Consider the following 23,810-nt stretch of genomic DNA (forward strand, 5'->3'; position numbering starts at 1 on the left):
CGTTACTTGACGAACTTGTTGCTGACGTATGGCGAGTAGTCGGCCAGCACGGCCTCGACCTTGCCTTGTTCCTTGAGGAAGCCAGCAGTGGCGGTGATCGCTTTGGTGGTCGGTTCAGCCAGGGCGGTCACCTGGTCGCCCTTGAGCGGGAAGACGTTACCTTCCAGCAGCACCGGGATGTCTTCGGCTTTGGCACCGGACAGCTTCACCACCTTGGCGACGTTGTCTTTGTTGGCGAGCCAGGCCTTCGGGTCCTGGCGGTAAGCGGCGTAGGCATCGAGGGTGGTTTTGGCGAAGGCGCTGACGATTTCCGGGTGTTTTTCGGCGAAGTCTTTACGCACGATCCAGGCGTCGAAGGTCGGCGCGCCGAGCTGGCTCAGTTCACCCGAGGTGATCAGCACTTTGCCGGTTTCCTTGGCTTTGCCCAGGGCCGGGTCCCACACGTAGGTGGCGTCGATATCGCCACGCTGCCAGGCAGCAATGATGGCCGGTGGTGCCAGGTTAACGATCTCGACTTTCTTCGGATCGATGTTCCAGTGTTTCAGCGCAGCCAACAGGCTGTAGTGGCCGGTGGACACAAACGGCACGGCGACTTTTTTGCCGACCAGGTCTTGCGGCGAATTGATGCCGGAGCCATTGCGGGCCACCAGGGCCTCGGCGGCACCGATCTGGGTGGCGATCAAAAAGGTTTCTACCGGCAGTTGGCGGGTGGCCGCGGCAGCCAGCGGGCTGGAGCCGACATATCCGATCTGTACATCGCCAGAGGCAACGGCGGTGATCACTTCGGCACCGCTGTCGAATTTGCGCCAGTCGATTTTGCTGTTGCTGGCCTTTTCATAGGCTCCGTCGGCCTGGGCCACTTTGGCCGGATCGACGGTGGTCTGGTAGGCAACGGTGAAGTCGGCAGCGTGCGAACTGATGGCAAAGCCACTGAAGGCCAAGGCTGCCAGCAGGCGGAGCGGGGTGAGCGCTTTCATTTTTATACTCCTCAACGGGCTCCGCGACGCGCAGTTGAGCGGGCGGACCACTGGACGGTAACTAGGAAGAAAAGATGTCCGGTGGTCCGGTGAGGCTGAGAATAAAGGTTCTAAGAATTTAAAAATAAATACTATTTGGTTATTAGCTTAGGTGTGACGATGGGCTCGCGCAGCCCGGCAGCAGGGGATTGATGGTGAAATGCCTGCGCTTGAAGCAGCAGAGGCTTTAGCCTGCGGCTTTCACGAGCAACCGCTGGCGGCTGATGCCCTGCCACAGGGCATCCAAACGGGGATTTTTGCTGGCTGTAAAAGATTTGTTGAACCGAAAGAAACCGCTCGATATCTCAGTTGTGCAAGCTAGAGGCCACGGCTGGCCTAGGGCCAGCTCGGAAAAATTTGTTTGGCTTGGTTAGCGGTAGTGGAGTTTCTCTACTACGTTCTCCTAGTCGATTAATCGCATCATTAATCTGCGCACAATCTAAATGGGGACTTTACGGATGAAACTGCAAAACACCTTAGGCGTTGTAATCGGTTCGCTGATCGCCGCCAGCTCTTTCCAAGCGTTGGCTCAAGGCCAAGGTGCGGTAGAGATTGAAGGCTTCGCGAAGAAGCAATACTTCGACACCACACGTGATTTCAAAAATGACGGCAACCTGTTCGGTGGCTCGATTGGCTACTTTCTGACTGACGACGTAGAGCTGCGACTGGCTTACGACGAAGTTCACAACGCCGTCTCCAACGACGGCCAGGACGTCAAAGGCGCCAACGCTGCCCTTGATGCCTTGTTCCACTTCAACGCCCCGGGTGACACCCTGCGTCCGTACCTCTCTGCTGGTTTCTCCGGCCAGAGCATCGACCAGAACGGCAGCGGTAGCCGTGATCACTCCACCTTCGCCAACGTGGGTGGCGGTGCCAAACTCTATTTCACTGACAACTTCTACGCCCGTGCCGGCGTCGAGGCTCAGTACAACATCGACCAAGGCAACACCGAGTGGGCGCCTAGCGTCGGTATCGGTGTCAACTTCGGTGGTGGCAAGAAAGCCGAACCGGCTCCAGCGCCAGCTCCGGAAGTGTGCTCGGACAGCGACAACGACGGCGTCTGCGACAACGTCGACAAGTGCCCAGGTACCGCTGCCAACGTGACCGTCGATGCCGATGGTTGCCCAGCAGTTGCCGAAGTGGTTCGCGTTGAACTGGACGTGAAATTCGACTTCGACAAAGCGAAAGTCAAAGAAGAAAGCTATGGCGACATCAAAAACCTGGCTGACTTCATGCAGCAGTACCCAGACACCTCCACCACTGTTGAAGGTCATACCGACTCCGTCGGCACTGACGCCTACAACCAGAAACTCTCCGAGCGTCGTGCCAACGCCGTTCGTGAAGTACTGGTCAACCAGTACGGTGTAGGTGGCGAGCGTGTCAACGCTGTGGGTTACGGCGAATCCAAACCGGTTGCCGACAACGCCACCGAAGCGGGCCGCGCAGTAAACCGTCGCGTAGAAGCAGAAGTAGAAGCCCAGGCCAAGTAATTAGCCTGACGCTTTGAAAAAACCCGGCCTCGGCCGGGTTTTTTTATGCCTGCAGAAAAAGCTGATGGGACCGCTAGGACGCGCATCTGCATGTGCGCACATGTCACCATGCAACCCGTGCGGTTTTTACCGATAATCCCCGGTCATTGAAACGCAGTGGAGTAGTGGCATGGAGCATGGCGATAGTTTTCTGCAGTCAGGAGTGGTGTTCCTGCTGGCCGCCGTGCTGGTAGTGCCATTGGCCAAAAGGCTGCAGCTGGGGTCCGTGCTGGGCTATCTGCTCGCCGGCGTGTTGATCGGTCCCTCGGCGCTGGGCCTGATCGGCAAGCCGCAAAGCGTCGCGCAGATTTCCGAGCTGGGTGTGGTCTTGCTGCTGTTTATCATCGGCCTGGAACTATCGCCCCGGCGTCTGTGGGTGATGCGCAAATCGGTGTTCGGCGTCGGTCTGGCTCAGGTGCTGATCAGCGCCCTGATCATCGGCGTCATCGCCTTTAGTTTTTTCGATCAGCGCTGGAACAGCGCGGTCATTCTCGGCCTTGGCCTGGCGCTGTCGTCCACCGCCTTTGGCTTGCAGATCCTCGCCGAGCGCAAGGAACTGAATAAACCCCACGGTCGCCTGGCCTTCGCCATTCTGCTGTTTCAAGACATCGCCGCGATCCCGCTGATCGCCCTGATTCCCATGCTCGGCAGCGCCCATCAGGGCACCTCGACCGGTGATGAAATCGGCCAACTGGCGAAGATCGTCATCAGCATCAGCATTGTCGTGATTGGCGGCCGTTATCTGCTGCGGCCGGTGTTTCGCGTGGTGGCCAAAACCGCTCTGCGCGAGGTGTCCACCGCCACCGCATTGCTGGTGGTGCTGGGCACGGCCTGGTTGATGGAACTGGCCGGTATTTCCATGGCCCTGGGTGCCTTTCTCGCCGGTCTGCTGCTGGCCGACTCCGAGTACCGCCATGAGCTGGAAGCGCAGATCGAGCCGTTCAAAGGCCTGCTGCTGGGCCTGTTCTTTATGAGCGTGGGGATGACCGCCGACTTTGCCTTGCTGATGCATGAGCCGTGGGTGGTGCTGGGTTTTACCCTGATTCTGATCTGCGCCAAATTGCCGTTGCTGTACGCCGTCGGACGTTGGATGGGGGAGTTGGATAAGCGCTCGGCATTGTCACTGGCGGTGGTGTTGGCGGCCGGCGGCGAGTTTGCCTTTGTGGTGTTCAAGATGGCCCACCAGCATGGCTTGTTCAGCGACCGCTTGTTGGACCTGGTGGTGCTGTCGATCACCTTGTCGATGGCGGTGACCCCGCTGCTGTTGCTCGCCGTTGGCAAATTGTTCAAACCGCAGTCGGTGGCCGAGCGTGAAGCGCCGGAGGAGTACCGCCAGTTCGACGCCGATGCGCCGCGTGTGGTGATTGCCGGCATGGGCCGTATGGGCCAGATCGTCGCCCGTGTGCTGCGCGCCCAGCGGGTGCCCTTTGTCGCGCTGGACACCTCAGTGGAAAGCGTCGAGCAGCAACGCAACCTTGGCAGTATGTCGATTTTCTATGGCGATCCGCTGCGCCCGGAAATTCTGCATGCCGCCCATGTCGAGAAAGCCGAGCTGTTTATCGTTGCCACCGACAACCCGCAAACCAATATCGAAACCGCCCGCCTGGTGCGCAAGCTGTACCCCCATATCAAAGTCATCGCCCGCGCCCGCAACCGCCAGCATGTGCACCATTTGGTGGACCTGGAGGCCACGCCAGTGCGGGAAACCTTCCATTCCAGCCTGGAAATGGGCCGCCTTATCCTGCTGCATCTGGGCCTGAGCAAAGACCAGGCCGAGGCCCGCATCCGCCGTTTCCGCCACCACGATGAAGAAGTGCTGCGCCAGCAGCACCTGGTTTACAACGATGCTGCCGCCGTGATTCAAACCGCCCGCGAGGCGCGTGCCGAACTGGAAAACCTGTTCGAAGCGGATGTGATCGAAGAGCGCGCGGCGGTGGGACCAACCTTGCCGTGAGTACCGCAAAAGCTCGCGGCTAAAGTCCTCTCACATGGAAACTCGATCCTTTGTGGGAGGGGCTTTAGCCGCGATGCTTTGGATTTTTACAATGTTTACCTGAGACGTAACTAAACATAGTCAGATTTGAATTTAAGCCAGCATCATCCTTGTGTGACTCTGCCAAGCATCTGTTTACAGAGCCTTTCTATTGAGCACCTCGCTTCCCATCGAATTGGCTTTCTGGGCCTTGTGGCACTGCCGCCATGCCCGTCCGCCAGACGCCGCTTCTCTCTGATCAGGCCCAGCGCCTGTCCACGTGCCTCTGCACGTTTCCTGCATAGCCGCTTACTTCGCCCGACGCCTTGATGGCTGTTCGTTGGTGCGCGGCTGTTTGCCCGTGGCTTTGCCTACGGGCGTCAAAAAGAGAGAGCCCCATGAGTTTTTCCACGCCATTTGCCAGTGCGCAAGAAGCCCGCGATTTTCTGCAACAGAACCCCGATATCGAGGCGTTCGAGCTGTTTATCATCGACAACAACGGCGTGCCGCGGGGCAAGTTGCTGCACCGTGACGAGTTGCTCGCCGTGTACGAAACCGGCCGCCCGCTGCCCAGCACCATCCTGGGTCTGACCATCAATGGCGATGACGTGGAAAACTCCGGCCTGGTGTGGGATGTGGGCGATATCGACTGCCGCGCTTACCCAATTGCCGGCAGCCTCACCCGTCTGCCCTGGCGCCTGATGCCTACTGCGGCCGTGCAGGTCAGCATGCATGGCGAGCAGGGCATGCCGGCGGCGATTGCCGACCCGCGTCGCCTGCTGGAAAAAGTCGTCAACGAACTGCAAGCCGACGGCTACTACCCGGTGATGGCCGCTGAGCTGGAGTTCTACCTGCTGGACCAGAAACGCGATGCCCATGGCCGCCCGCAACCGGCGCTGGATGCCGACGGCGGCCGCCCCTACAGCACCCAGGTCTACGGCCTGCGTGAGCTGGAGCAGATCGAGCCGTTTCTCGCCGACCTTTACGCCGCCTGCAAGGCCCAGGGTATTCCGGCACGCACAGCGATTTCCGAATACGCCCCCGGCCAGGTGGAAATTACCCTTGAGCACCGCACCGACGCTCTGCAAGCCATGGACGAAGCGGTGCGCTACAAACGCCTGGTCAAAGGCGTGGCGCACAAGCATGGGATGACCGCCTGCTTTATGGCCAAGCCCTTCGACCATATCGCCGGCACCGGCATGCATATGCACGTCAGCCTGGCGGATAAAGCCGGCAATAACCTGTTCGCCAGCGAGGCCCCGGAAGGTACGCCGCTGCTCAAACAGGCGGTGGGCGGCATGCTTTCCACCTTGCTGGATTCGCTATTGTTTTTCTGCCCGAACGCCAACTCCTATCGCCGTTTCCAAGCCAACAGCTACGCGCCACTGGCACCGACCTGGGGCGTCGATAACCGCACCGTCAGCCTGCGTGTACCGGGTGGTCCGGCCAATAGCCGGCATATCGAACACCGTATCTGCGGTGCCGATGCCAACCCGTACCTGGCAGCTGCGGCCATTCTCGCCGGCATCCACCGCGGCATTCGCGAGCAGCTCGATCCGGGCGCGCCGATTGAAGGCAACGGCTATGCCCAAGCCACCGAGGTGCTGCCCACCGATTGGCTGACCACCTTGCGCGCCCTGGAGAAATCCGCCTGGGCCCGTGACGCCCTGGGTGAGGACTTTCTGCGGGTATTTCTCGCCGTAAAAAACGCCGAATACCGCCAGTTTATGGGCGAGGTCGGTGAGCAAGACTGGCGCTGGTACCTGCAACAGGCCTAAGCGACTTTTTCGTCGCAGCGGTCAGCCTCGCGGTTTTGGAGCGCGGCGCTGCGGCATTGATGGGGATATTTCTATGACTTCGCAACGCAGCAATTCCTACTACACCGCCACCCTGAATCAAGAAACCAGCTACCCACGCCTGGAAGGCGAAGTACGGGTGGACGTGGCCATTATCGGCGGCGGTTTCACCGGGGTTTCCACCGCCCTGGAGCTGGCCGAGCGCGGCCTGAAAGTGGCAATTATCGAAGCCAAAAAGATCGGCTGGGGTGCCACCGGGCGTAACGGCGGTCAGGTCACCGGCAGCCTGTCCGGCGATGAAGCGATGCGCAAACAGATGCGCGCCAGGCTTGGCGAGGACGTCGATGATTTCATCTGGAACCTGCGCTGGCGCGGCCACGAAATCATCAAAAAGCGCGTGGAGAAATACAACATCCAGTGCGACCTCAAACACGGTCACCTGCACGCCGCCTACAAGCCCAGCCATATGGCAGGTTTGCAGGCCAACTACGACGAAGCGGTACGCCGTGGTATGGGCGATGACGTGCGCCTGGTCAGCGCTGCGCAGATGCCCGGCCTGCTGGAAACCGACATCTATCACGGTGCCCTGCACAACAAACGCAATATGCACCTGCACTCACTGAATCTGTGCCTGGGCGAAGTACGGGCGGCCGAAAGTCTCGGTGCCCTGGTGTTTGAAGAGTCGCCGGTCGTCGACATCATCCACGGCGACCTGCCGGTGGTCGTTACCGAACACGGGCGGGTAGTGGCCAACTCGGTGATCCTCGCCGGCAACGCCTACCACAAGCTGGAAAAACCCAAGATGGCCGGCATGATCTTCCCGGCCTCGGGCGGCATCGTGGTCACCAAGCCGCTGGGCGAGGAGGTGGCCGCCAAGCTCAATCCGCAGGACCTGGCGGTATACGACTGCCGCTTTGTCCTCGACTACTACCGCCTGACCGCCGACAAGCGCCTGCTGTTCGGCGGCGGTGCCAACTACTCCGGCCGCGACTCCCGCGATATCGCCGGGGAATTGCGCCCGGCCATCGAGCACACCTTCCCACGGCTGAAAGGGGTGGAAATCGAGTTCCAGTGGAGCGGCATGATGGGCATCGTCATCAACCGCATTCCACAGTTGGGCAAGCTGTCGAAAAACGTCTGGTACGCCCAGGGCTACTCCGGTCATGGCGTGGCGACCACCCATATCGTCGGCGAGATCATGGCCAACGCCGTGACCGGTTCAATGGAAAAATTCGACACCTTTGCGGGGGTAAGCCATATCCGTCTGCCGTTCGGCGACTGGGTCGGCAACCAGATGCTGGCCGTGGGCATGTGGTACTACCAGATGCTCGAACGCCTGCGCTGATCCGGCCGCCCTTGAGCCTGGCAGACAGATAGCCAGGTTCTAGGGTGCTATTCCCGCCAACCGTGCGAGCCGTCCTATAGGCAAGCTGAGCCTGAGTTTTTACGGTTGACCGATATCCAAACGAATGGAATCGGTCATGAATGCACATTGTTTTCGCCTGATCTTTAGCAAGGCCCTGGGATTTCTGATTCCTGTCGCTGAGAGTGCTCGGGCGCAGCGCAAGTCGGGTCAGTCGCGTTCCATCCTTACCGTTTTTCCCTCCGTGTTATCCCTGCTGCTGGCCGCAGCGCCAGGTTGGGCTGTCGCTGGCCTGGTGGTGGATGCCAGTAGCCCCACAACTGTCATCAGCGCCGCCAACGGCGTGCCGGTGATCAACATCGCCAACCCCAATGCCAACGGCCTGTCCCATAACCGTTTCAACGAATTCGATGTGCAGCAACCCGGCGTGGTGTTTAACAACAGCCAGGTCAATGGCGTTAGCCAGTTGGGCGGGGCGATGCTGCTTAACCCCAACCTCAAGCAGACGGCCTCGGCGATTCTTACCGAGGTGACAGGCAATAAACCCAGCTCCCTGGCGGGCACTCTGGAGGTGTTTGGTGGCAAGGCTGATTTGCTGATTGCCAAGTCAATTTGATTTCGCCAGCCGCAACGATATTACCTCATCCAATTTAGGCAGGTGGATCAGTACAGATGGGAAGTGGAAGATAGGCATGCCGGAGGCTCACGAAAAAGTTGCGGAACAACTTGCGGCGAGGCGGCCTGAGTTATTTGAAAATCTATTGGTTCCTTATGAGGTTGAGGACATAAAGACACTGCCGTCCGACAGCGATGCGCCGGTAGTAAACAATGCGACTGCTGCGAACAATCCAGCTAGCGATGTGCCTGCCGCTGGAAATGCGACTGCAGCGAGGGATAAATCGCTCAATATCGAAAGTCTTTTACCGCACACAGTACTGGAGTACTTACCGCACACAGTACTGGAGTACTTATCGCTCAAGCAGGTTGCCCAGCAGTATGCAGAGTTACCGCCTGAGCGAAGAACCGTAAAGGGCAGGAAAATATTTGCGGAAGACCACGGTTATTCCGAAGAAGAACTCGATCGTTATGTGTCGCCCTATGGCGTTTTAACCGAGCGGCCCATGGCCGAACCAATAGAAGCGGGGTCGACCCGACACATTCTTTTGCGAGCAATATTAGGCGGCAGGCTGGTGGTCCAGCCAGGTGCCACCCCCAAACCACCCGCCGATACCCTTGCCAAGCCTGTGGAAGCGGATGCTTTTATCGATACCAACGCGCCGCCCGTGCTGCGTCTGGATACCGACAACGATGAGCACCTGGCCCAGGCAGAAAGTCCGCCAGCGGTTTCATTCCGTGCGCCCAGCCCGGATGTAATTGAGCTCCCCGGTGGGCAGGCAGGTCTGTTCAGGCCCTGGATAAAACCCGAGCCCGTGTCCCCACCTGAACCAGTCCGCGAGCCTTCCCCTGAGCCGATAGCGGCTGACGCGCCAGTCAAGGTGGAGCCACCGATTGTTCGCCACCGCATCGACAACCGCGTGCCGATTCTGCAAGGCCCGAACGGTGAAGACATCCTTTTGAGCGCGCTGCAGCCGCCGCAAAAAAACCGCCAGACCAACAACCTGGCCGACCTGCTCGATCAGAAAAAAGCGATCTTTGGTGCAGTCACCAAGCAGGCCATCGACCTGGAGGCGGCGAAGGTCGGAGCCGGAAAATCGCAGGAGAAACGACGGATCAAGGATGAAATCGCTGAAAAAGCCCGTTGGTTGGCAAAAATCTCGGGTGAGGAGCGGGCCCAGTACATGGAAAACTGGATGGAGACAGAAGAGGTTCCGGGAATGGGTTGGGGCGTAAAGGCCGCGCGGGATATTCCGGTCTTTACGGTATTGGCACCTTACGCCGGAAAACTGCTTAAGGGAGAAGCCGTGGCTGACGAATGGGATAAGGTTGGGGGATTGAGGTTTACCGAATACTCTTTTGGCACCACCAGAAAAGACGAGTTGATCAGTGCCTTTGGTGACGGTGTGGGCAATATCTCCAGCCTGATCAACAAAGGTGACACGCCTGAGCAGAACAACCTGACCATCATGCGTTTGGGCGGCAAATTGAACTACTTCATGAGCGAAAGCCCCATCAAGGCCGGCGCGCCCTTGCTCTACGACTATGGGCGCGACTACGACTACAGCGGCTGGTCACGTTACCCCATCTGGGTGCAAGACTCGGAGTCTTCCGATGACAGTGCCACGGAGTCGGGCAGGGAGTAAGGCCCGCCGGTTTTTCCCGGCTTTTGCGTTGCCCGCCACGTTTCCTTACAGCTGAAGCGCTGCAGAACCTTTGCCGACGCGGCTCACCCCGGTAGCATCCGGGGTTCGTGGACTAAGGGGTACTGCATGCATACCAAACTCGACGCCTGCCTGGATGCGGTCAATCAGATCCTGCTGGGCAAGGAGCCTCAGGTCCGCCTGGCCCTGACCTGCCTGTTGGCGCGTGGCCATCTGTTGATCGAAGACTTGCCCGGCATGGGCAAGACCACCCTCAGTCATGCCCTGGCCAATGTGCTGGGCTTGAATTTCCAACGTATTCAATTCACCTCCGACCTGTTGCCCGGCGACATCCTCGGCACGTCGGTGTTCGATAAGGACAGCGGCCTGTTTGTGTTTCACCCGGGGCCGATCTTTGCCGAACTGGTGTTGGCCGATGAAATCAATCGCGCCACGCCGAAAAGCCAGAGTGCTTTGCTCGAGGCGATGGAGGAGGGCCAGGTGACCATCGAGGGTGCCACCCGACCCTTGCCGGAGCCGTTTTTTGTGATTGCCACGCAGAACCCGGTGAGCCAGGGCGGCACCTTTGCCTTGCCGGAATCCCAACTCGACCGTTTTCTGATGCGTCTGTCCCTCGGTTACCCGGCCAAGGCGGCGGAGAAAGCCCTGCTGCTGGGCGAGGCACGGCGGGAAATGCTGCCGCGTCTGGATGCGGTGCTTAGCCATAAACAGCTGGCCGAACTGCAAGCCGAAGTGCCCAAGGTGCGCGCCAGCGATGCCCTGGTGGATTACGTGCTGCGTCTGGTCGAAGCCACCCGCACCCAGCCGCAATTTGCCTGGGGCCTGTCGCCACGGGCGAGCCTGGCACTATTGGCGGCCGCCCGCGCCTGGGCGTTTCTGGCCCAGCGCGATTATGTGATTCCCGAGGACGTGCAAGCGGTGTTGCCTTCGGTGGTTGGCCACCGTCTGCGGGAACGCGCCGATCCTGCCGGTCATGGTGGCGGCGCTCTGGTGCAATGGTTGCTGCGCGAAGTGCCGGCGCTTTGAGGGCGGAAAACTGATGGCGCTGTTCAAGCAGCGCTGGCAGCGTTGGCTGCAACGGCGAATTCCGCCGGCCACCAGTGTGCTGCTGACCCAGCGGCGGATTTTTATCATCCCCACGCGGATCGGCGCCGCCTATGGGCTGGCCCTGGCGCTGATGCTGATGGCCGGGGTCAATTATCAGAACAGTCCGGCCTATGGCCTGACCTTTCTGCTGGCCTCGGTGTTTATCGTCGCCATCTTGCACACCTACCGCAATCTGGCCGGGCTGACCCTGCAGGCGGCTGGCGGCAGCCCGGTGTTCGTCGGTGAACAGGCGACCTTGCGTATCCGCCTGAGCAGCAATGGGCGCGCCCATCATTCGATTGCCCTGGGGTGGCCGCCGCTTGAGCTGGAGCGTTACGACGTGCCGGTCAATGGTTTGTGCGAGTGCGAGCTGCGGGTGCCTGCCAAGCGCCGGGGCTGGTTGCGGCCCGGGCGCATGCGGGTGGAGAGCCGTTTCCCCTTGGGCATTCTGGTGGCCTGGAGCCTGGTTGATCTGGATCAGGCACTGCTGGTGTATCCGCGCCCGTTACCGGGTGAATTGCCCCTGGCCGCCGGCACCCGCGATGACGATGACGAAGACCAGGGCGCACGGGTGCTGGGTCTGGGCGCTGACGATTATCAAGGGTTGAAAACCTATCAACCCGGCGACTCGAAACGCCGTCTGCACTGGAAGGCCTATTCCCGCGGTCATGGCCTGTTGGTGAAAGACTTTGCCGCCCTGGCTGGGCGTGACCAGTGGCTGGATTTCGCCGCTCTGGACGGCGATACGGAGATGCGTTTGTCGCTGCTCTGTCATTGGGTGCTGACCTTGTCCGAGCGCCAGCAACCTTTCGCCTTGCGCCTGCCGAATGCGGTGTACGGGCCGGACGGCGGCGAAACCCATCGCCAAGCCTGCCTACGCGCCCTGGCGCTGTTCGAGCAGGAGGGCAGGTCATGAGTGCGGTGCAACCGATTCCGCGGGTCAGCCTGTTGTGGCTGCTGGTGGCGCAGGCGCTGGTGATCATTCCGCACCTGGAGCATCTGCCGCCATGGATCATCGCCTTGTGGCTGGTGTGTGCCGGCTGGCGCGTGCAGATCTACCGCATGCGCGCGCAGTATCCGGCCACCTGGCTGAAGTCCGGGCTGACAGTGGGCATCGTCGGCGGGGTGTTTTTATCCCGTGGCAGCCTGATTGGCCTGGACGCCGGGGTGGTGCTGCTGATCGCTGCGTTTATTTTGAAACTGGTGGAAATGCGCAGTCGCCGCGATGCCCTGGTGCTGATCCTGCTGGGCTTTTTTGCGGTGGTCACGGTGTACCTGTTCGACGACCGCATGACCACGGTGATCTTTACCCTGTTGCCGGTGATGGGCCTGCTGGCGGCGCTGATCGGCCTGCAGCAAAGCCCGCAGCAGCAAAGCCCGTGGCCGACCCTGAAGTTGGCGGGTGGCATGCTGGCGCAAGCATTGCCGCTGATGGTGCTGCTGTTTCTGTTCTTTCCGCGCTTCGGCCCGCTGTGGTCGCTGCCGATGCCGGAAAACCAGGCGGTGACCGGGCTGTCCGACAGCATGGCGCCCAACGATATCGCCGAACTGAGCCGTTCCGATGCCTTGGCTTTTCGCGCCAGTTTCGACGGCCCGCTGCCGCCGCGCAGCCAGCAGTACTGGCGGGCGCTGACCCTCGACCAATTCGAAGGGCGGCGCTGGTCGCAGTCGCTGGATACCCGCTTTGCCCGGGAGCCGAACTGGACGCCCAAGGGCGAGCCGCTGAAATACCGGATCATCATGGAGGCCAGCCACAAACCCTGGCTGTTCGCTCTCGATCTGGCCAGCAGCGAGCTGGAGGATGCGCGGCTGATGGGCGACTTCCGTCTGGAGCGGCGCATGCCGGTGGACCAGACCCTGGTCTACCGCGTGACCTCCTGGCCCGAGGCCCTGCGCGAGCCGCAGGCGAGCAAGCCAGCACTGCGCCGGGCCATGCAACTGCCCAAGGACGGCAACCCGCAAAGCCGCGCCTGGGCTCAGCAGCTCAAAGACCAATACCCCGAGCCGCAGGCCCTGGTGCAGGCGCTGCTGCAGCACTTCAACCGCGAGCCCTATAGCTACACCTTGCGCCCGCCAGCAGTGGGGGAAGACAGCGTGGATGATTTCCTCTTCGACACGCGCGCCGGCTTTTGTGAGCACTATGCCGGGGCCATGGCCTATGTGTTGCGTGCGGCGGGCATTCCGGCGCGGGTGGTGGCCGGTTACCAGGGCGGTGAATTGAACCGCGCGGGTCAGTTTATTCAGGTGCGCCAGTTCGATGCCCATGCCTGGGTCGAGTACTGGCGCGAAGGCGTCGGCTGGACCACGGTCGATCCGACTTTTCAGGTGGCGCCTGATCGCATCCAGCGCGGCCTGGAGGAGGCCATGGCAGGCGAGCAGAGCTTTCTGGAAAACTCGCCGCTGTCGTTACTGCGCTATCGCCATATCAACTGGGTAAACCAGCTGCGCCTGAGCTGGGAAGAACTCAACTACGGCTGGCAGCGCTGGGTGCTGGATTACCAGCAAGGCACGCAGCTGGAGTTATTGCAGCAATGGTTTGGTCGCCTGGACTCCCGCGATCTGGTCCTGAGCCTGGTGGGCGGTGGCGGGGCGGTGCTGATGCTGATCGGCCTGTGGCTGTTCAAACCCTGGCGTCGTGAGCGTGATGTGCAGCAGCGCCTGTATCAACGCTTCGAGCGCCTGCTGGCCAAGCATGGCGTGCGGCGTCAGCCCGGGGAGGGCGCTCGCGCCTTTGCCCGGCGCGCGGAGCTGGCGTTACCGGCGCAGCTGGGGCACATTCGCGCCTTTGCTGACGCCTTCGAGGCGCAGCGTTATGGTGGCACGCCGGTTTCGCCGCAAACCCTGCAGCGCCATGTGCGCGCTTTGCGCCGGGCCTTGCCGCTGCGCTGGATGCAACGCGATTGATAGCTGAGGTGGTGGTTAATGTCTGAATTTGTCGATGCCCTGGTGGGCCGTGTGCTGCAGCTGGAAATCAGCCTGCTGGCCGGCCGCGAACGTATGGCTGCGGGCACCGACAGCGAAGCGCTGCACGATGTGCGCATCGCCGTGCGCAAACTGCGCAGCCTGTTGCGGCCGTTTCGCAAGGTGGTGGAACACGACCCCCTGGTAGATGCCGCCGCTGCCTTGGGAAAAATCAGCAGCCCGGTGCGCGATAGCGAAGTGCTGTTGGCCGAACTGCGTCGGCATGCCGGTATGCAAGCGGTAAGCGCTGCTTATCAGCGCAACCTGCCGGCGCAATACCAGCAACTGCTCGGCAGCGCCGAAGCCCTGCGCTTGAAGCGCGCGCTGGACCTGTGGCCGGGGTTCTTTCGCCAGTCGCTGCACGACGCCGCGCCGGAACACCTGAAAGCCTATATCAGTCGCAAGCTGGGCCAGGAAAGCAAGCGTCTGAGCGACGCCATGGCTGATCCGGCCCATGACCGTCATCGTCTGCGCATCCTGATCAAGCGGGTGCGCTACTGCGCCGACACCTATCCCGACCTGGTGGCACTGCCCGCCAAGCACATCAAAGCCTTGCGCCAGGCGCAAAACGCCCTGGGTACCTGGCATGACCGTCTGCAATGGCTGGCGCGGGCCGAGCAGGAAAGCCAACTGGCACCGCTGGTGGCGCAGTGGCAGCAGGAGCTGAGCGAGGCCGAGCAGCATTCGGACCTGGCCCTGGAACGTCTGGCAGGTTTTTACGCCTGAGGGTGCAAAGGTCGTAATTCCCCGGCCAATTGGCTAAACCGGCACTTTCCGCGCCTTTCGTCCTGCTGCTTACTTCCCCTACCATCAGCGACGCATTCTTTTTTGTCCGAGATTTCTATGACCTTTTCCGAGTTGATCAACGCCGTTCGCGCTAATCCACAGGCTGTGGTGGTTCCCGCCGAATGGGGGCAGGGCCGTGCCGGTTTCGGTGGTTTGGCAGCAATGCTGGTGTACGAAGCCATGCGTGCTGCGGTGCCGGCAGACCGCCCCGTGCGTTCGCTGGCCATCACCTTCGTCGGGCCGTTGGCGGTGGACACCCCGGTGAGCCTGGAAGCCGAAGTGCTGCGTGAAGGCAAAGCGGTCAGTCAGGTACTCGGCCGTGCGGTGCAAAACGGCCAGGTGGTCACCATCATTCAGGGCAGCTTTGGTGCCGGGCGGGAATCGGCCATCAGCGTCGCCGCCGAACCGGCACCGAGCATGAAAGCCGTGGACGACTGCCCGGAGCTGCCTTATCTCAAAGGCGTGACCCCGGAATTCACCCGCTACCTGGCCATGCGCTGGGCAGTCGGCGGTATGCCGTTCAGCAATACGCCTTCGCGGGAAATGGGCGGCTATGTACGTCTGCGTGGTGAGGACCAGGTGAGTGCGGTGAATGAATCCCACCTGCTGGCCCTGGTGGATGCCTGGCCGCCGGCCGTGTTGCCGTTCCTGAAGAGTCCTGCGCCTGGCAGTTCGCTGACCTGGACCATCGAATTCGTGCAACCAGTACCGAAACTGACCACCGATCAGTGGTGCCAGTACCTGGCGACGATCGAATACGCCCGCGATGGCTATGGCCATATCGCCGCGCAACTGTGGACCCCCTCCGGTGAACTCGTGGCCTTGAGTCGCCAGACTGTTACCGTTTTCGGTTAACACCTCCCGACTGGCGTAGGAGTGGCCGGCTGCTCCTACGCGATTGCCCGCCCAATCTGATTTCCACATAGCCACTATCAAGCCGACTGATTTCCGCCCAGCCCGGGCGGTCAGTAAGGTAGCCCCCATACAGAGTTCTGGAGGCGGTTATGGCCCACATCAATATCATGTCCATGGTTGGCAGCGCAGTCCCGGCGACCTTACGCGCCGATGGCTTTCTGGCGTGCTGGTACGTGATGGTCGATGGCGTGCAACGCTCCGGGCCGTTCACCTCGTTCGAGGCGGCGGCACTGAGCAAAACCCTCTGGACCTTCGAATCCCTGCTACGCAGCAAGCCCGTTGTGGCGCTCGCTGCCTGACGATTTCACGCTGCTCCCCCGGCGTACTTGGCAACTCCCCGGTTGCCTGTTTTTTTCCGCGTTGCTCCGCGCATTTAGCCCGCCTTATGGCGGGCTTTTCTTTGCGCGGGCGTTAAACTGCCGGCTTCTATTCGGGAAGCCTCAGCGTGAAGTGGGACATTTTCTGTAGCGTGGTGGACAACTTCGGCGACATCGGCGTGACCTGGCGTCTGGCCCGGCAGCTGGTGGCGGAGCAGGGCTGTGCAGTGCGTCTGTGGGTGGACGACCTGACGGCCTTCGCGCGCATCTGCCCGCAGGCCGATGCCGGCCTGGCGCTGCAATGGCAGCAGGGCGTCGAGGTGTGCCAATGGCCGTCGACCTGGCAGCCGCTGCCCGCCGCCGATGTAGTGATCGAAGCCTTTGCCTGCACCTTGCCAACGGCCTATATCAGCGCCATGGCCGAGCGTTCCCGACCGTCGCTGTGGCTGAATCTGGAGTACCTGAGCGCCGAAGAGTGGGTGGAAGGCTGCCACGGCTTGCCATCGATGCAATCCAACGGGCTGCAGAAATTCTTCTTTTTCCCCGGCTTCAGCGCCAACACCGGGGGCCTGTTGCGCGAACGCGAACTGCTGGCCGAGCGCAATGCGCTGCAACAGGATGGCGCTGCACGCCTAGCCTTTCTCGCCACCCTGGGGGTAGAGGCGCAGGCCGCAAGCCAGCTGATCTCGCTGTTCGCCTATGAAAACCCGGGCCTGGGGCAATGGCTCGATAGCTTGGCCAATGCTGTCACTCCCAGTCATCTGCTGATACCGGAAGGGCGAGTGCTCGGCGACGTGCAGCGCTGGCTGGGCGTGGCCGCGCTGGCGGCGGGCGATGTGCAGCAACGGGGCAATCTGCGGGTGCAGATTCTGCCTTTCGTCTCGCAGCAACAATACGATCGTCTGCTCTGGTGCTGTGACTTCAATGCCGTGCGCGGCGAGGATTCCTTTGTCCGTGCGTTGTGGGCGGCACGGCCCTTGGTGTGGCATATCTACAAGCAGGAAGAAGACGTGCATCTGGATAAGCTGCAGGCCTTTCTCTCGCTGTATCAGCAGGGTTTGTCGCCGGCGGCGCAGGCGGCCCTGAGTGAATTCTGGCTGGCGTGGAATCGCGGTGAGGGTTTGCCAGCGGGTTGGGAAAACCTGCAAAGGGTGCTTTCCGAGCTGGCCGAGCATGCTGAGCAAAAGGCTCTGCAATGGGCCTCACAGGCCGATCTTGCGACGGCGCTGGTACAGTTTTACCGAAATTGGCTATGATACGCGGCCTAGAATTCTGTACCTCCATCCAAATTCGGATACTCGTATGAAAACCGCACAAGAAATGAAGCCTAACAGTGTGGCCCTGATCGACGGCCAACCTTGGCTTATCCAAAAGGCCGAATTCACTAAATCCGGTCGTAACAGCGCCATCGTAAAAATGAAGTTGAAGAACCTGCTGAGCGGTTCTTCCACCGAAACCGTATACAAAGCCGACGACAAGATGGAACCAGTAATTCTGGACCGCGTTGCCGTGACTTACTCCTACTTCAGCGAACCGAACTATGTGTTCATGGACGAAGAGTTCAACCAGTACGAGCTGAACTCCGAAGACCTGGAAAGCGTTCTGCCGTTCATCGTTGATGGCATGACCGACGTCTGCGAAGCCGTGTTCTTCGAAGGCAAAGTGGTTTCGGTAGATCTGCCGACCACCATCGTTCGCCAGATCACCTACACCGAAGGTTCGGCGCGTGGCGATACCTCGGGCAAAGTGATGAAGCCAGCCAAGCTGAGCAACGGCACTGAAGTCAAAGTTGCTGACTTCTGCGAAATCGACGACTGGATCGAAATCGACACCCGTACCGGCGAGTACAAATCGCGCGCTAAAGCTCCAGTTTAAATCTGGCTTTACCGGCGACATGAAAAAGCCCGACCTAGGTCGGGCTTTTTTGTGCCTGGCATTTGCTGCCAGTTACACGGCGATGTTCAGGGTTACCTGGATATTGCCGCGGGTAGCGTTGGAGTAAGGGCACACCTGGTGAGCTGCATCCACCAGCGCTTGCGCTTCGATGCGATCAAAGCCCGGCAGGCTGATGTTCAGTTCCACTTCCAGACCGAAGCCGCCGGGGATCTGGCCGATGCCGACTTTGCCGGTGATCGAGCTGTCTGCCGGCAGTTGTTTCTTCTGCTGACCGGCGACGAATTTCAGCGCGCCGATAAAGCAGGCTGAGTAGCCGGCAGCGAACAGTTGTTCCGGGTTGGTGGCTTCACCGCCTTGGCCGCCCAGTTCACGCGGGGTGGTGAGTTTCACGTCAAGAACGCCATCGGAAGAAACGGCGCGGCCGTCGCGGCCACCGGTGGCGGTTGCAGTAGCGGTGTACAGGGCTTTGATGGTTTGCATGATGATTCTCCACGTAGCTAGTCAGTTTGTTTACAAAAGTTTTGTGCGCTAAGCAGCGCGTGGAATTAAAGTTAGTGTCTATTTAGTTTGCGCGCAAGATAAATAATTGGATCGATTCGCTCTAGAAAATCGATAAATTTGGAATAAGCCTCTAAACCGCCGTTTGCAGGCTGTCGCGCAGGGCAATCAGATCGCTTTTCAGCTCCAGCAATTGCGCCGGTTGCTGCCCGGAGGCTTTGAGGATGCACGCCGGGACGCTCAGCGCCTGCTCCTGCAGGGCGCGACCTTTGTCGGTCAGGTGCAGTTGCACCACCCGTTCATCCTGGCTGCTGCGGGTGCGCGTCAGCAGACCCTCGGCCTCCAGGCGCTTAAGCAGCGGGGTGACGGAACCGGGGTCGGTGAGCAGATGCTGGCTCAGTTCGCCGACGGTAATCCCGTCACCTTCCCACAACACCAGCATGGCCAGGTACTGCGGGTAGGTAAGGTTCAGCGCCTGCAACAGCGGCTTGTACACCTTGGTCATCAGCAGCGAGGTGGAATACAGCGCGAAGCACAGCTGGTTTTCCAGTTTGAGCTGATCGGGAGTGGCCATCGGTGCCTCCGGGCTGGGTGGGTGAGGGAAGAACGGGTAACGTTAGCGCGCTTGAGTTTAATGCGCTATGGATGTTTCCAGGAATCGCGGCTGAAGCCCGTAGGAGCGGCTTCAGCCGCGATTGCCCTTGATCTGCTACAGACGGAACCCTTCAACAATATGCTCGGCCAGGCAATCGCTCACCGCCGACTGGGTACGGCTATTGCGCAGCAGCACGATGCTGCACAGCGGCAGCTCGGGCAGCCCTTCGGCTTTGCCGAGGATGCGCAGATCCGGGGTGATCAGGCTTTGCAGCTGCGCTGTTACCGCCAGCCCGGCGCTGACCACCGCCATCAGCGCTGACAGGCTCGGGCTGGTGTACGCCACCCGGTAATCGCGGCCCTGGGTTTCCAGGGCGTTGCAGGCCCAGTTGCGGCAGAAGCAGTCGTTGTTGAACATCGCCAAGGGAATAGTGGACTGCTCGTGGGGGTTGAAGCCCAATGCTTCGGCCCAGACAAAGCGTTCCTGGCGCAGCAACTGGCCAATTTCATCACCCGGCATACGGGTGACGATGGACAGGTCGAGATCCTGGCGCTGCAGCAACTGCGCCGAGGTTTCGCAATGCACTTCCACCTGCACCATCGGGTAGGCCTGGGCGAAGCGCGAGAGGATGCCGGGGAGAAAACGCATCACATAGTCGTCCGGCGTGCCGATGCGCACCGAGCCCACCATATGGGGCTCACGCAGGGTGTTGATCACCTCGCCATGCAGCTTCAGGATCCGCCGCGCATAGCCCAGCAGCACCTGGCCCTCGGCCGTCAGCCGCACCTGGCGGCCATCGCGCTCGAACAACGCGCGCTGCACCACGTCTTCTTCCAGGCGCTTCATCTGCATGCTCACCGCCGACTGCGTGCGGTTCACTGCTTCGGCCGCGCGGGTGAAACCGCCAAGATCGGCGATGGCCACAAAGGTGCGTAACAGTTCGCTGTCGATGCCGACGTAGCTGCTCATGGCGTAGCTCTCAATTCAGTGATGCGCTCAATTCATCAAGCCAGAGAATGGATCGCATAAGAAACATTCGTTGGATTGATCTTAGCGGCGGGCAGAAACTTGCGCCATCCCCTAAGCGTTGCAGTTCGTCGCACACCTTACGGGGGCACTGCACATGGAGAGCTGAATCATGAAAGCACAAAAAGGTTACGCCATCGCCGCCACCCTGCCACGGGCTCGTCCGGGTGCTGCTGAAGGCCTGTTGACGCGGATCTGCAAGCAGGTGAAACGCTGGAATGAACTGGCGGCCCAGCGCCGTCTGCTGGCCAGCATGCCGGACGCTACGCTGAAGGATCTCGGCTTGTCCCGCGCCGATCTGGAGCATGAAGTGGAGCGCCCGTTCTGGGACGATCCGCTGCGCCGCTAAGCTGACCCTCAACGCCACCAAGGAAGATTGCATGAGCTCTACGTACCACCTGGCGCAAGTGAATATCGCCCGCACCAAAGCCCCGCTCGATGACCCGTTGATGCGGGGCTTTGTCGAACAGCTGGACCCCATCAATCAACTGGCCGAACGCAGCCCCGGGTTTGTCTGGCGGTTGCAGACGGAAGAGGGCGATGCCACCTCGATCCAGTTGTTCGATGATCCGCGCATCATCGTCAATCTATCGCTTTGGGTCTCCTACGAGGCGTTGAAAGACTACGTCTACAGTGGCGATCACCTGACCGTGCTGAAAGCCAAGAAAAGCTGGATGGAAAAGCTCGACACGCCCTCGCTGGCCCTTTGGTGGCTGCCGGCCGGCCAGTTGCCGACGCCTGAAGAGGCGCAGCGGCGTCTGCAGCAGCTGGAAAAAAATGGCCCCTCGGCAGCGGTATTCACCTTCGCCAGGCCGTATCCTGCACCGCAAGCCGAACAAGGTGCAGCCGATGACCAAACCGCTATCGCTATCCCTTAACCAGGCCCGCCGCCTGGTCCTGAGCGCGCAGGGTTTTGCCGGGCGCAGCCGTGCCACCGCGGTCAAGCCCGCGCGCCTCAACCAGTTGATCGAGCGCCTGGGGGTGGTGCAGATCGACTCGGTCAACGCCGTGGTGCGCTCCCATTACCTGCCGCTGTTTTCCCGCCTTGGTGCCTACGCCCCCAGTTTGCTGGAGCAAGCCGCCTGGGGCTCCGGCAAACGCCGCACGCTGTTTGAATACTGGGGCCATGAAGCTTCGCTATTGCCCCATGCCCTCTATCCGTTGATGCGTTGGCGTATGCAGCGTGCCGCTCAGGGCCAGGGCATCTACAGCCAATTGGCGAGTTTTGGTCGTGAGCAGCAGGCCGTGGTACAGCGGGTGTTGGCCACCGTGCGCGAGCAAGGTGCCACTGGTGCCGGTGCCCTCACTACTCGCGTCGAGCGCGCCGGCCCCTGGTGGGACTGGAGCGCAGAAAAAATGGCCCTGGAATGGTTGTTTGCCGCCGGCGAAGTGACGGTGGCCGGGCGGCGCGGCTTCGAGCGCCTGTACGACCTGCCGGAGCGGGTACTGCCGAGCGCCTGGCTGCAACATCCGGAAGTCGCCGAAGACCAGGCGCAGCGCCAATTGCTGCTGCATTCGGCCAGGGCACTTGGGGTGGCGACGGAAAAGGATCTGCGCGACTACTTTCGTCTCGAGCCCAAAGACAACCAGATACGCCTGGCCGAGCTACTGGACGCCGGCCTGCTGCAGGCGGTGACGGTTCAGAGCTGGGACAAACCGGCCTACTGCCTGCCCGAGCCAAGCCTTCCGCGGGCAGTGAACACCTCGGCCTTGCTGTCACCCTTCGACTCGCTGATCTGGGAACGCGCGCGTACCGAGCGCCTGTTCGATTTCCGCTACCGCCTGGAGATCTACACCCCGCAGCACAAGCGGGTGTACGGCTATTACGTGCTGCCGTTTCTGCACAACGAGCGGTTGGCCGGGCGTGTGGATTTGCGCGCCGAGCGCAGCAGCGGACGCCTGTTGGTTCATGGGCTGCATGAGGAAGCGCAGGGCCTGGATGAAGAAGGTATGCACGCCCTGGCGCGTAATCTGCTGGAGATGGCGCGGTGGTTGGGGTTGCAAGAGGTGTGGGTGAATTGCCCGAAGGTGGAGAGTGAGAGGTTGCGACACGCGTTGTTGGGATAAAACAAAAGCATCGCGGTGAAGCCGCTCCAACAGGAATGCAGGCTCCGTAGGAGCGGCTTCAGCCGCGATGCGGTTAAAACCTACGGCTGAAACGGCGACTTGCTTAGCACCACCCCCGTCTCCGCCACGTACTGGTGCCAATGCTCCAGCAGCTCTTCGAGTTTTTTCGGCTCGCTGTTGGCCAGGTCATGAATCTCGCCCGGGTCTTTGCTCAGGTCATACAGCTGCCAGGTAGCCGGGCCGACCGGGGCGGGAAGAAATACCGCTTTCAGGTCGCCTTTGCGAATGGCGCGCATACCAAACAGCTCCCACCCGGTCACCGTGTTCTGATCATGGATCTGCTCGGTCTCGCCGCTCAGATAGCCCAGCCAGGATTTACCGCGCGGTTCGGCCACCTCGCGGCCGCGCCATTTCTTGCCGGGATGGCGCACGCCGGCCAGGTCGAGAATGGTCGGGGTGATATCCATCACCGTGCTGAACTGCCGAACGATCTGCCCTTGCCGCTCAAAGCCCGGATAGCGCACCAGCGCCGGCACGCGAATGCCGCCTTCGGTGGTAAAGGCTTTGTACAGACGCGACGGCGCGGTCGCCGCCTGGGCCCAGCGCGGGCCGTACCAGACGTAGGAGTTGGCGCGGCCGATATTCTCCAGGCTGTTGTCGTAGTAAGTGTCGAGGTAGGTCAGCAGGCTTTCGCCAAACAGCGGGAAGGCCTCCAGCAGCAGGCCTTCGGCACCGTTGTCGGACATAAACAGCACAAAGGTGTTATCCAGCTCGCCCTGTTGGCGCAGGTAGTCGACCACGCGACCGATGTTCCAGTCCATGCGCTCGACCATCGCCGCATAGGTTTCCATGGTGCGTGCGGAAATCGCCCGTTGCTCGTCGCTAAGCTGCTGCCATTCTTTGTTCTGCGCCAATACCGGGTGGGCTTCCACGTCCTGTGGCACCAGGCCGAGTTCCTTGAGCTTGGCCAGGCGTTCCTGGCGTAGCACTTCCGGCCCGGCGTCGTAGCGGCCCTTGTAGTTGGCCACCACCTCGGCCGGTGCCTGCAGCGGCCAGTGCGGCGCGGAGAAGGGCAGGTAGGCGAAGAACGGCCGGGCCTGGTCGCGTTCTTTCAGGTACTGCAGCAGCTTGTCGCCAAAGGCATCGGAGGAATAGAAATCGTCCGGCAGGTTGTCGACGAATTGGTCGTCCTCGATATACAGCACCGGCGTGCCTTTGATGATGCCTGGGGTGTTTTCGTCCTCGGGCGGCTCGTAACCGTAGTGGTTTGCCGCGCCGGGCAGCAGGGAGAAGGAGCGCTCGAAGCCACGGGCGTGGGGTGCCAGGTCGGCGGTCAGGCCCAGGTGCCATTTGCCCGCCATCAGGGTTTGGTAACCGGCTTCGCGCAGCAGCTCCGGCAAGGCCACCACGCGGTCATTCAAGTAACCCTCGTAACCGGGTTTGCCCTGTTGATCGGGGTGGATGGCTTCGGCCATGGCGCCGATCCCGGCGATATGGTGGTCGGTTCCGGTCAGCAGCATTGAGCGGGTCGGCGAGCAGGTGGGCGCGGTGTGGAAATCGGTCAGGCGCACGCCGGCGTTGGCCAGCGCATCCAGGTTCGGCGTGGCGATCTCGCCACCAAACGAGCCGAGGTCGGAAAAGCCCAGGTCGTCGGCGACGATCACCAGGAAGTTGGGGCGTTTACTCATGGCAGACAGTCCTTTCCCTT

At 61.0% G+C, this 23,810-nt stretch carries 22 protein-coding genes; 17 read left to right on the forward strand and 5 right to left on the reverse strand.

The window, feature by feature from the left end:
- Positions 1 to 2 precede the first annotated feature (2 nt).
- Positions 3 to 977 (reverse strand): taurine ABC transporter substrate-binding protein, encoded by a 975-nt coding sequence (gene tauA, locus ACVW0Y_RS05090; RefSeq protein WP_457436498.1) that lies wholly within the window; start codon positions 975 to 977, stop codon positions 3 to 5.
- 497 nt (positions 978 to 1,474) lie between these two features.
- On the opposite strand from tauA, the gene ACVW0Y_RS05095 reads away from it, so the two are divergent.
- The 14 genes from ACVW0Y_RS05095 to efp all read left to right on the forward strand — a co-directional run bounded on the left by ACVW0Y_RS05095 (position 1,475) and on the right by efp (position 17,895).
- Positions 1,475 to 2,506, forward strand: a complete 1,032-nt coding sequence (locus tag ACVW0Y_RS05095; protein WP_457436499.1) for an OmpA family protein — start codon at positions 1,475 to 1,477, stop codon at positions 2,504 to 2,506.
- Positions 2,507 to 2,675: 169 nt separating this feature from the next.
- Complete coding sequence (locus ACVW0Y_RS05100; protein ID WP_457436500.1) at positions 2,676 to 4,499, forward strand: monovalent cation:proton antiporter-2 (CPA2) family protein; 1,824 nt, start codon at positions 2,676 to 2,678, stop codon at positions 4,497 to 4,499.
- A gap of 416 nt (positions 4,500 to 4,915) precedes the next feature.
- Positions 4,916 to 6,295, forward strand: coding sequence for a glutamine synthetase family protein (locus ACVW0Y_RS05105; RefSeq protein ID WP_457436501.1), 1,380 nt, complete (start codon positions 4,916 to 4,918; stop codon positions 6,293 to 6,295).
- Between the two features lie 73 nt (positions 6,296 to 6,368).
- Positions 6,369 to 7,658, forward strand: a complete 1,290-nt coding sequence (locus ACVW0Y_RS05110) for an NAD(P)/FAD-dependent oxidoreductase (protein ID WP_457436503.1) — start codon at positions 6,369 to 6,371, stop codon at positions 7,656 to 7,658.
- Between the two features lie 136 nt (positions 7,659 to 7,794).
- Positions 7,795 to 8,292: a two-partner secretion domain-containing protein gene (locus tag ACVW0Y_RS05115; RefSeq protein ID WP_457436504.1), complete on the forward strand. Its 498-nt coding sequence runs from the start codon at positions 7,795 to 7,797 to the stop codon at positions 8,290 to 8,292.
- 76 nt (positions 8,293 to 8,368) lie between these two features.
- Positions 8,369 to 9,937 carry an SET domain-containing protein gene (locus ACVW0Y_RS05120; RefSeq protein WP_457436505.1) on the forward strand — a complete coding sequence of 523 codons (1,569 nt, stop codon included), beginning with the start codon at positions 8,369 to 8,371 and terminating at the stop codon, positions 9,935 to 9,937.
- Positions 9,938 to 10,063: 126 nt separating this feature from the next.
- The gene (locus ACVW0Y_RS05125; protein WP_457436507.1) at positions 10,064 to 10,981 is read left to right on the forward strand and encodes an AAA family ATPase; all 918 of its coding nucleotides are present in this window, start codon (positions 10,064 to 10,066) and stop codon (positions 10,979 to 10,981) included.
- A 10-nt stretch (positions 10,982 to 10,991) separates the two neighbouring features.
- The gene (locus tag ACVW0Y_RS05130) at positions 10,992 to 11,957 is read left to right on the forward strand and encodes a DUF58 domain-containing protein (RefSeq protein WP_457436774.1); all 966 of its coding nucleotides are present in this window, start codon (positions 10,992 to 10,994) and stop codon (positions 11,955 to 11,957) included.
- A complete protein-coding gene (locus tag ACVW0Y_RS05135) occupies positions 11,954 to 13,945 on the forward strand; it encodes a transglutaminase TgpA family protein (RefSeq protein WP_457436508.1) in 1,992 nt (663 codons plus the stop codon). The genes ACVW0Y_RS05130 and ACVW0Y_RS05135 overlap by 4 nt, the downstream gene beginning before the upstream one ends.
- An 18-nt stretch (positions 13,946 to 13,963) precedes the next feature.
- A complete protein-coding gene (locus ACVW0Y_RS05140) occupies positions 13,964 to 14,728 on the forward strand; it encodes a CHAD domain-containing protein (protein ID WP_457436509.1) in 765 nt (254 codons plus the stop codon).
- A gap of 117 nt (positions 14,729 to 14,845) precedes the next feature.
- Positions 14,846 to 15,643, forward strand: coding sequence for an acyl-CoA thioesterase (locus ACVW0Y_RS05145; RefSeq protein WP_457436511.1), 798 nt, complete (start codon positions 14,846 to 14,848; stop codon positions 15,641 to 15,643).
- Between the two features lie 149 nt (positions 15,644 to 15,792).
- Positions 15,793 to 16,002 carry a hypothetical protein gene (locus ACVW0Y_RS05150; RefSeq protein ID WP_457436513.1) on the forward strand — a complete coding sequence of 70 codons (210 nt, stop codon included), beginning with the start codon at positions 15,793 to 15,795 and terminating at the stop codon, positions 16,000 to 16,002.
- Positions 16,003 to 16,148: 146 nt separating this feature from the next.
- Positions 16,149 to 17,276, forward strand: a complete 1,128-nt coding sequence (gene earP, locus ACVW0Y_RS05155) for an elongation factor P maturation arginine rhamnosyltransferase EarP (RefSeq protein WP_457436515.1) — start codon at positions 16,149 to 16,151, stop codon at positions 17,274 to 17,276.
- A 46-nt stretch (positions 17,277 to 17,322) separates the two neighbouring features.
- Entirely contained in the window at positions 17,323 to 17,895 is a 573-nt protein-coding gene (efp, locus tag ACVW0Y_RS05160) for an elongation factor P (RefSeq protein WP_108094583.1), read from the forward strand.
- 72 nt (positions 17,896 to 17,967) lie between these two features.
- Here efp and ACVW0Y_RS05165 read toward each other — a convergent pair whose 3' ends face one another.
- From ACVW0Y_RS05165 to ACVW0Y_RS05175, 3 genes are all read right to left on the reverse strand, one after another.
- Positions 17,968 to 18,396, reverse strand: a complete 429-nt coding sequence (locus ACVW0Y_RS05165) for an organic hydroperoxide resistance protein (protein ID WP_457436516.1) — start codon at positions 18,394 to 18,396, stop codon at positions 17,968 to 17,970.
- Between the two features lie 151 nt (positions 18,397 to 18,547).
- Complete coding sequence (locus ACVW0Y_RS05170) at positions 18,548 to 18,988, reverse strand: MarR family winged helix-turn-helix transcriptional regulator (RefSeq protein ID WP_457436517.1); 441 nt, start codon at positions 18,986 to 18,988, stop codon at positions 18,548 to 18,550.
- A gap of 135 nt (positions 18,989 to 19,123) precedes the next feature.
- The gene (locus ACVW0Y_RS05175; protein ID WP_457436518.1) at positions 19,124 to 19,978 is read right to left on the reverse strand and encodes a LysR family transcriptional regulator; all 855 of its coding nucleotides are present in this window, start codon (positions 19,976 to 19,978) and stop codon (positions 19,124 to 19,126) included.
- Positions 19,979 to 20,147: 169 nt separating this feature from the next.
- On the opposite strand from ACVW0Y_RS05175, the gene ACVW0Y_RS05180 reads away from it, so the two are divergent.
- Genes ACVW0Y_RS05180 through ACVW0Y_RS05190 form a run of 3 tightly spaced genes read left to right on the forward strand, consistent with a single transcriptional unit; the run spans position 20,148 to position 22,102 of the window.
- On the forward strand, positions 20,148 to 20,384 hold the full coding sequence (locus tag ACVW0Y_RS05180) for a DUF1127 domain-containing protein (protein WP_457436519.1): 237 nt from the start codon (positions 20,148 to 20,150) through the stop codon (positions 20,382 to 20,384).
- 31 nt (positions 20,385 to 20,415) lie between these two features.
- Positions 20,416 to 20,913 (forward strand): DUF3291 domain-containing protein, encoded by a 498-nt coding sequence (locus ACVW0Y_RS05185; RefSeq protein ID WP_457436520.1) that lies wholly within the window; start codon positions 20,416 to 20,418, stop codon positions 20,911 to 20,913.
- The gene (locus tag ACVW0Y_RS05190) at positions 20,885 to 22,102 is read left to right on the forward strand and encodes a winged helix-turn-helix domain-containing protein (RefSeq protein WP_457436522.1); all 1,218 of its coding nucleotides are present in this window, start codon (positions 20,885 to 20,887) and stop codon (positions 22,100 to 22,102) included. The genes ACVW0Y_RS05185 and ACVW0Y_RS05190 overlap by 29 nt, the downstream gene beginning before the upstream one ends.
- An 80-nt stretch (positions 22,103 to 22,182) precedes the next feature.
- Here the strand turns inward: ACVW0Y_RS05190 and ACVW0Y_RS05195 are convergent, their stop codons facing one another.
- Entirely contained in the window at positions 22,183 to 23,790 is a 1,608-nt protein-coding gene (locus ACVW0Y_RS05195; protein WP_457436523.1) for an arylsulfatase, read from the reverse strand.
- Positions 23,791 to 23,810 lie beyond the last annotated feature (20 nt).

The sequence above is a fragment of the Pseudomonas sp. TE3786 genome (assembly GCF_054057335.1).

Coding starts and splice junctions, on each gene's coding strand:
- tauA (WP_457436498.1), bottom strand. CDS start 977: ATGAAAGCGCTCACCCCGCTCCGCCTGCTGGCAGCCTTGGCCTTCAGT.
- ACVW0Y_RS05095 (WP_457436499.1), top strand. CDS start 1,475: ATGAAACTGCAAAACACCTTAGGCGTTGTAATCGGTTCGCTGATCGCC.
- ACVW0Y_RS05100 (WP_457436500.1), top strand. CDS start 2,676: ATGGAGCATGGCGATAGTTTTCTGCAGTCAGGAGTGGTGTTCCTGCTG.
- ACVW0Y_RS05105 (WP_457436501.1), top strand. CDS start 4,916: ATGAGTTTTTCCACGCCATTTGCCAGTGCGCAAGAAGCCCGCGATTTT.
- ACVW0Y_RS05110 (WP_457436503.1), top strand. CDS start 6,369: ATGACTTCGCAACGCAGCAATTCCTACTACACCGCCACCCTGAATCAA.
- ACVW0Y_RS05115 (WP_457436504.1), top strand. CDS start 7,795: ATGAATGCACATTGTTTTCGCCTGATCTTTAGCAAGGCCCTGGGATTT.
- ACVW0Y_RS05120 (WP_457436505.1), top strand. CDS start 8,369: ATGCCGGAGGCTCACGAAAAAGTTGCGGAACAACTTGCGGCGAGGCGG.
- ACVW0Y_RS05125 (WP_457436507.1), top strand. CDS start 10,064: ATGCATACCAAACTCGACGCCTGCCTGGATGCGGTCAATCAGATCCTG.
- ACVW0Y_RS05135 (WP_457436508.1), top strand. CDS start 11,954: ATGAGTGCGGTGCAACCGATTCCGCGGGTCAGCCTGTTGTGGCTGCTG.
- ACVW0Y_RS05140 (WP_457436509.1), top strand. CDS start 13,964: ATGTCTGAATTTGTCGATGCCCTGGTGGGCCGTGTGCTGCAGCTGGAA.
- ACVW0Y_RS05145 (WP_457436511.1), top strand. CDS start 14,846: ATGACCTTTTCCGAGTTGATCAACGCCGTTCGCGCTAATCCACAGGCT.
- ACVW0Y_RS05150 (WP_457436513.1), top strand. CDS start 15,793: ATGGCCCACATCAATATCATGTCCATGGTTGGCAGCGCAGTCCCGGCG.
- efp (WP_108094583.1), top strand. CDS start 17,323: ATGAAAACCGCACAAGAAATGAAGCCTAACAGTGTGGCCCTGATCGAC.
- ACVW0Y_RS05165 (WP_457436516.1), bottom strand. CDS start 18,396: ATGCAAACCATCAAAGCCCTGTACACCGCTACTGCAACCGCCACCGGT.
- ACVW0Y_RS05170 (WP_457436517.1), bottom strand. CDS start 18,988: ATGGCCACTCCCGATCAGCTCAAACTGGAAAACCAGCTGTGCTTCGCG.
- ACVW0Y_RS05175 (WP_457436518.1), bottom strand. CDS start 19,978: ATGAGCAGCTACGTCGGCATCGACAGCGAACTGTTACGCACCTTTGTG.
- ACVW0Y_RS05180 (WP_457436519.1), top strand. CDS start 20,148: ATGAAAGCACAAAAAGGTTACGCCATCGCCGCCACCCTGCCACGGGCT.
- ACVW0Y_RS05185 (WP_457436520.1), top strand. CDS start 20,416: ATGAGCTCTACGTACCACCTGGCGCAAGTGAATATCGCCCGCACCAAA.
- ACVW0Y_RS05190 (WP_457436522.1), top strand. CDS start 20,885: ATGACCAAACCGCTATCGCTATCCCTTAACCAGGCCCGCCGCCTGGTC.
- ACVW0Y_RS05195 (WP_457436523.1), bottom strand. CDS start 23,790: ATGAGTAAACGCCCCAACTTCCTGGTGATCGTCGCCGACGACCTGGGC.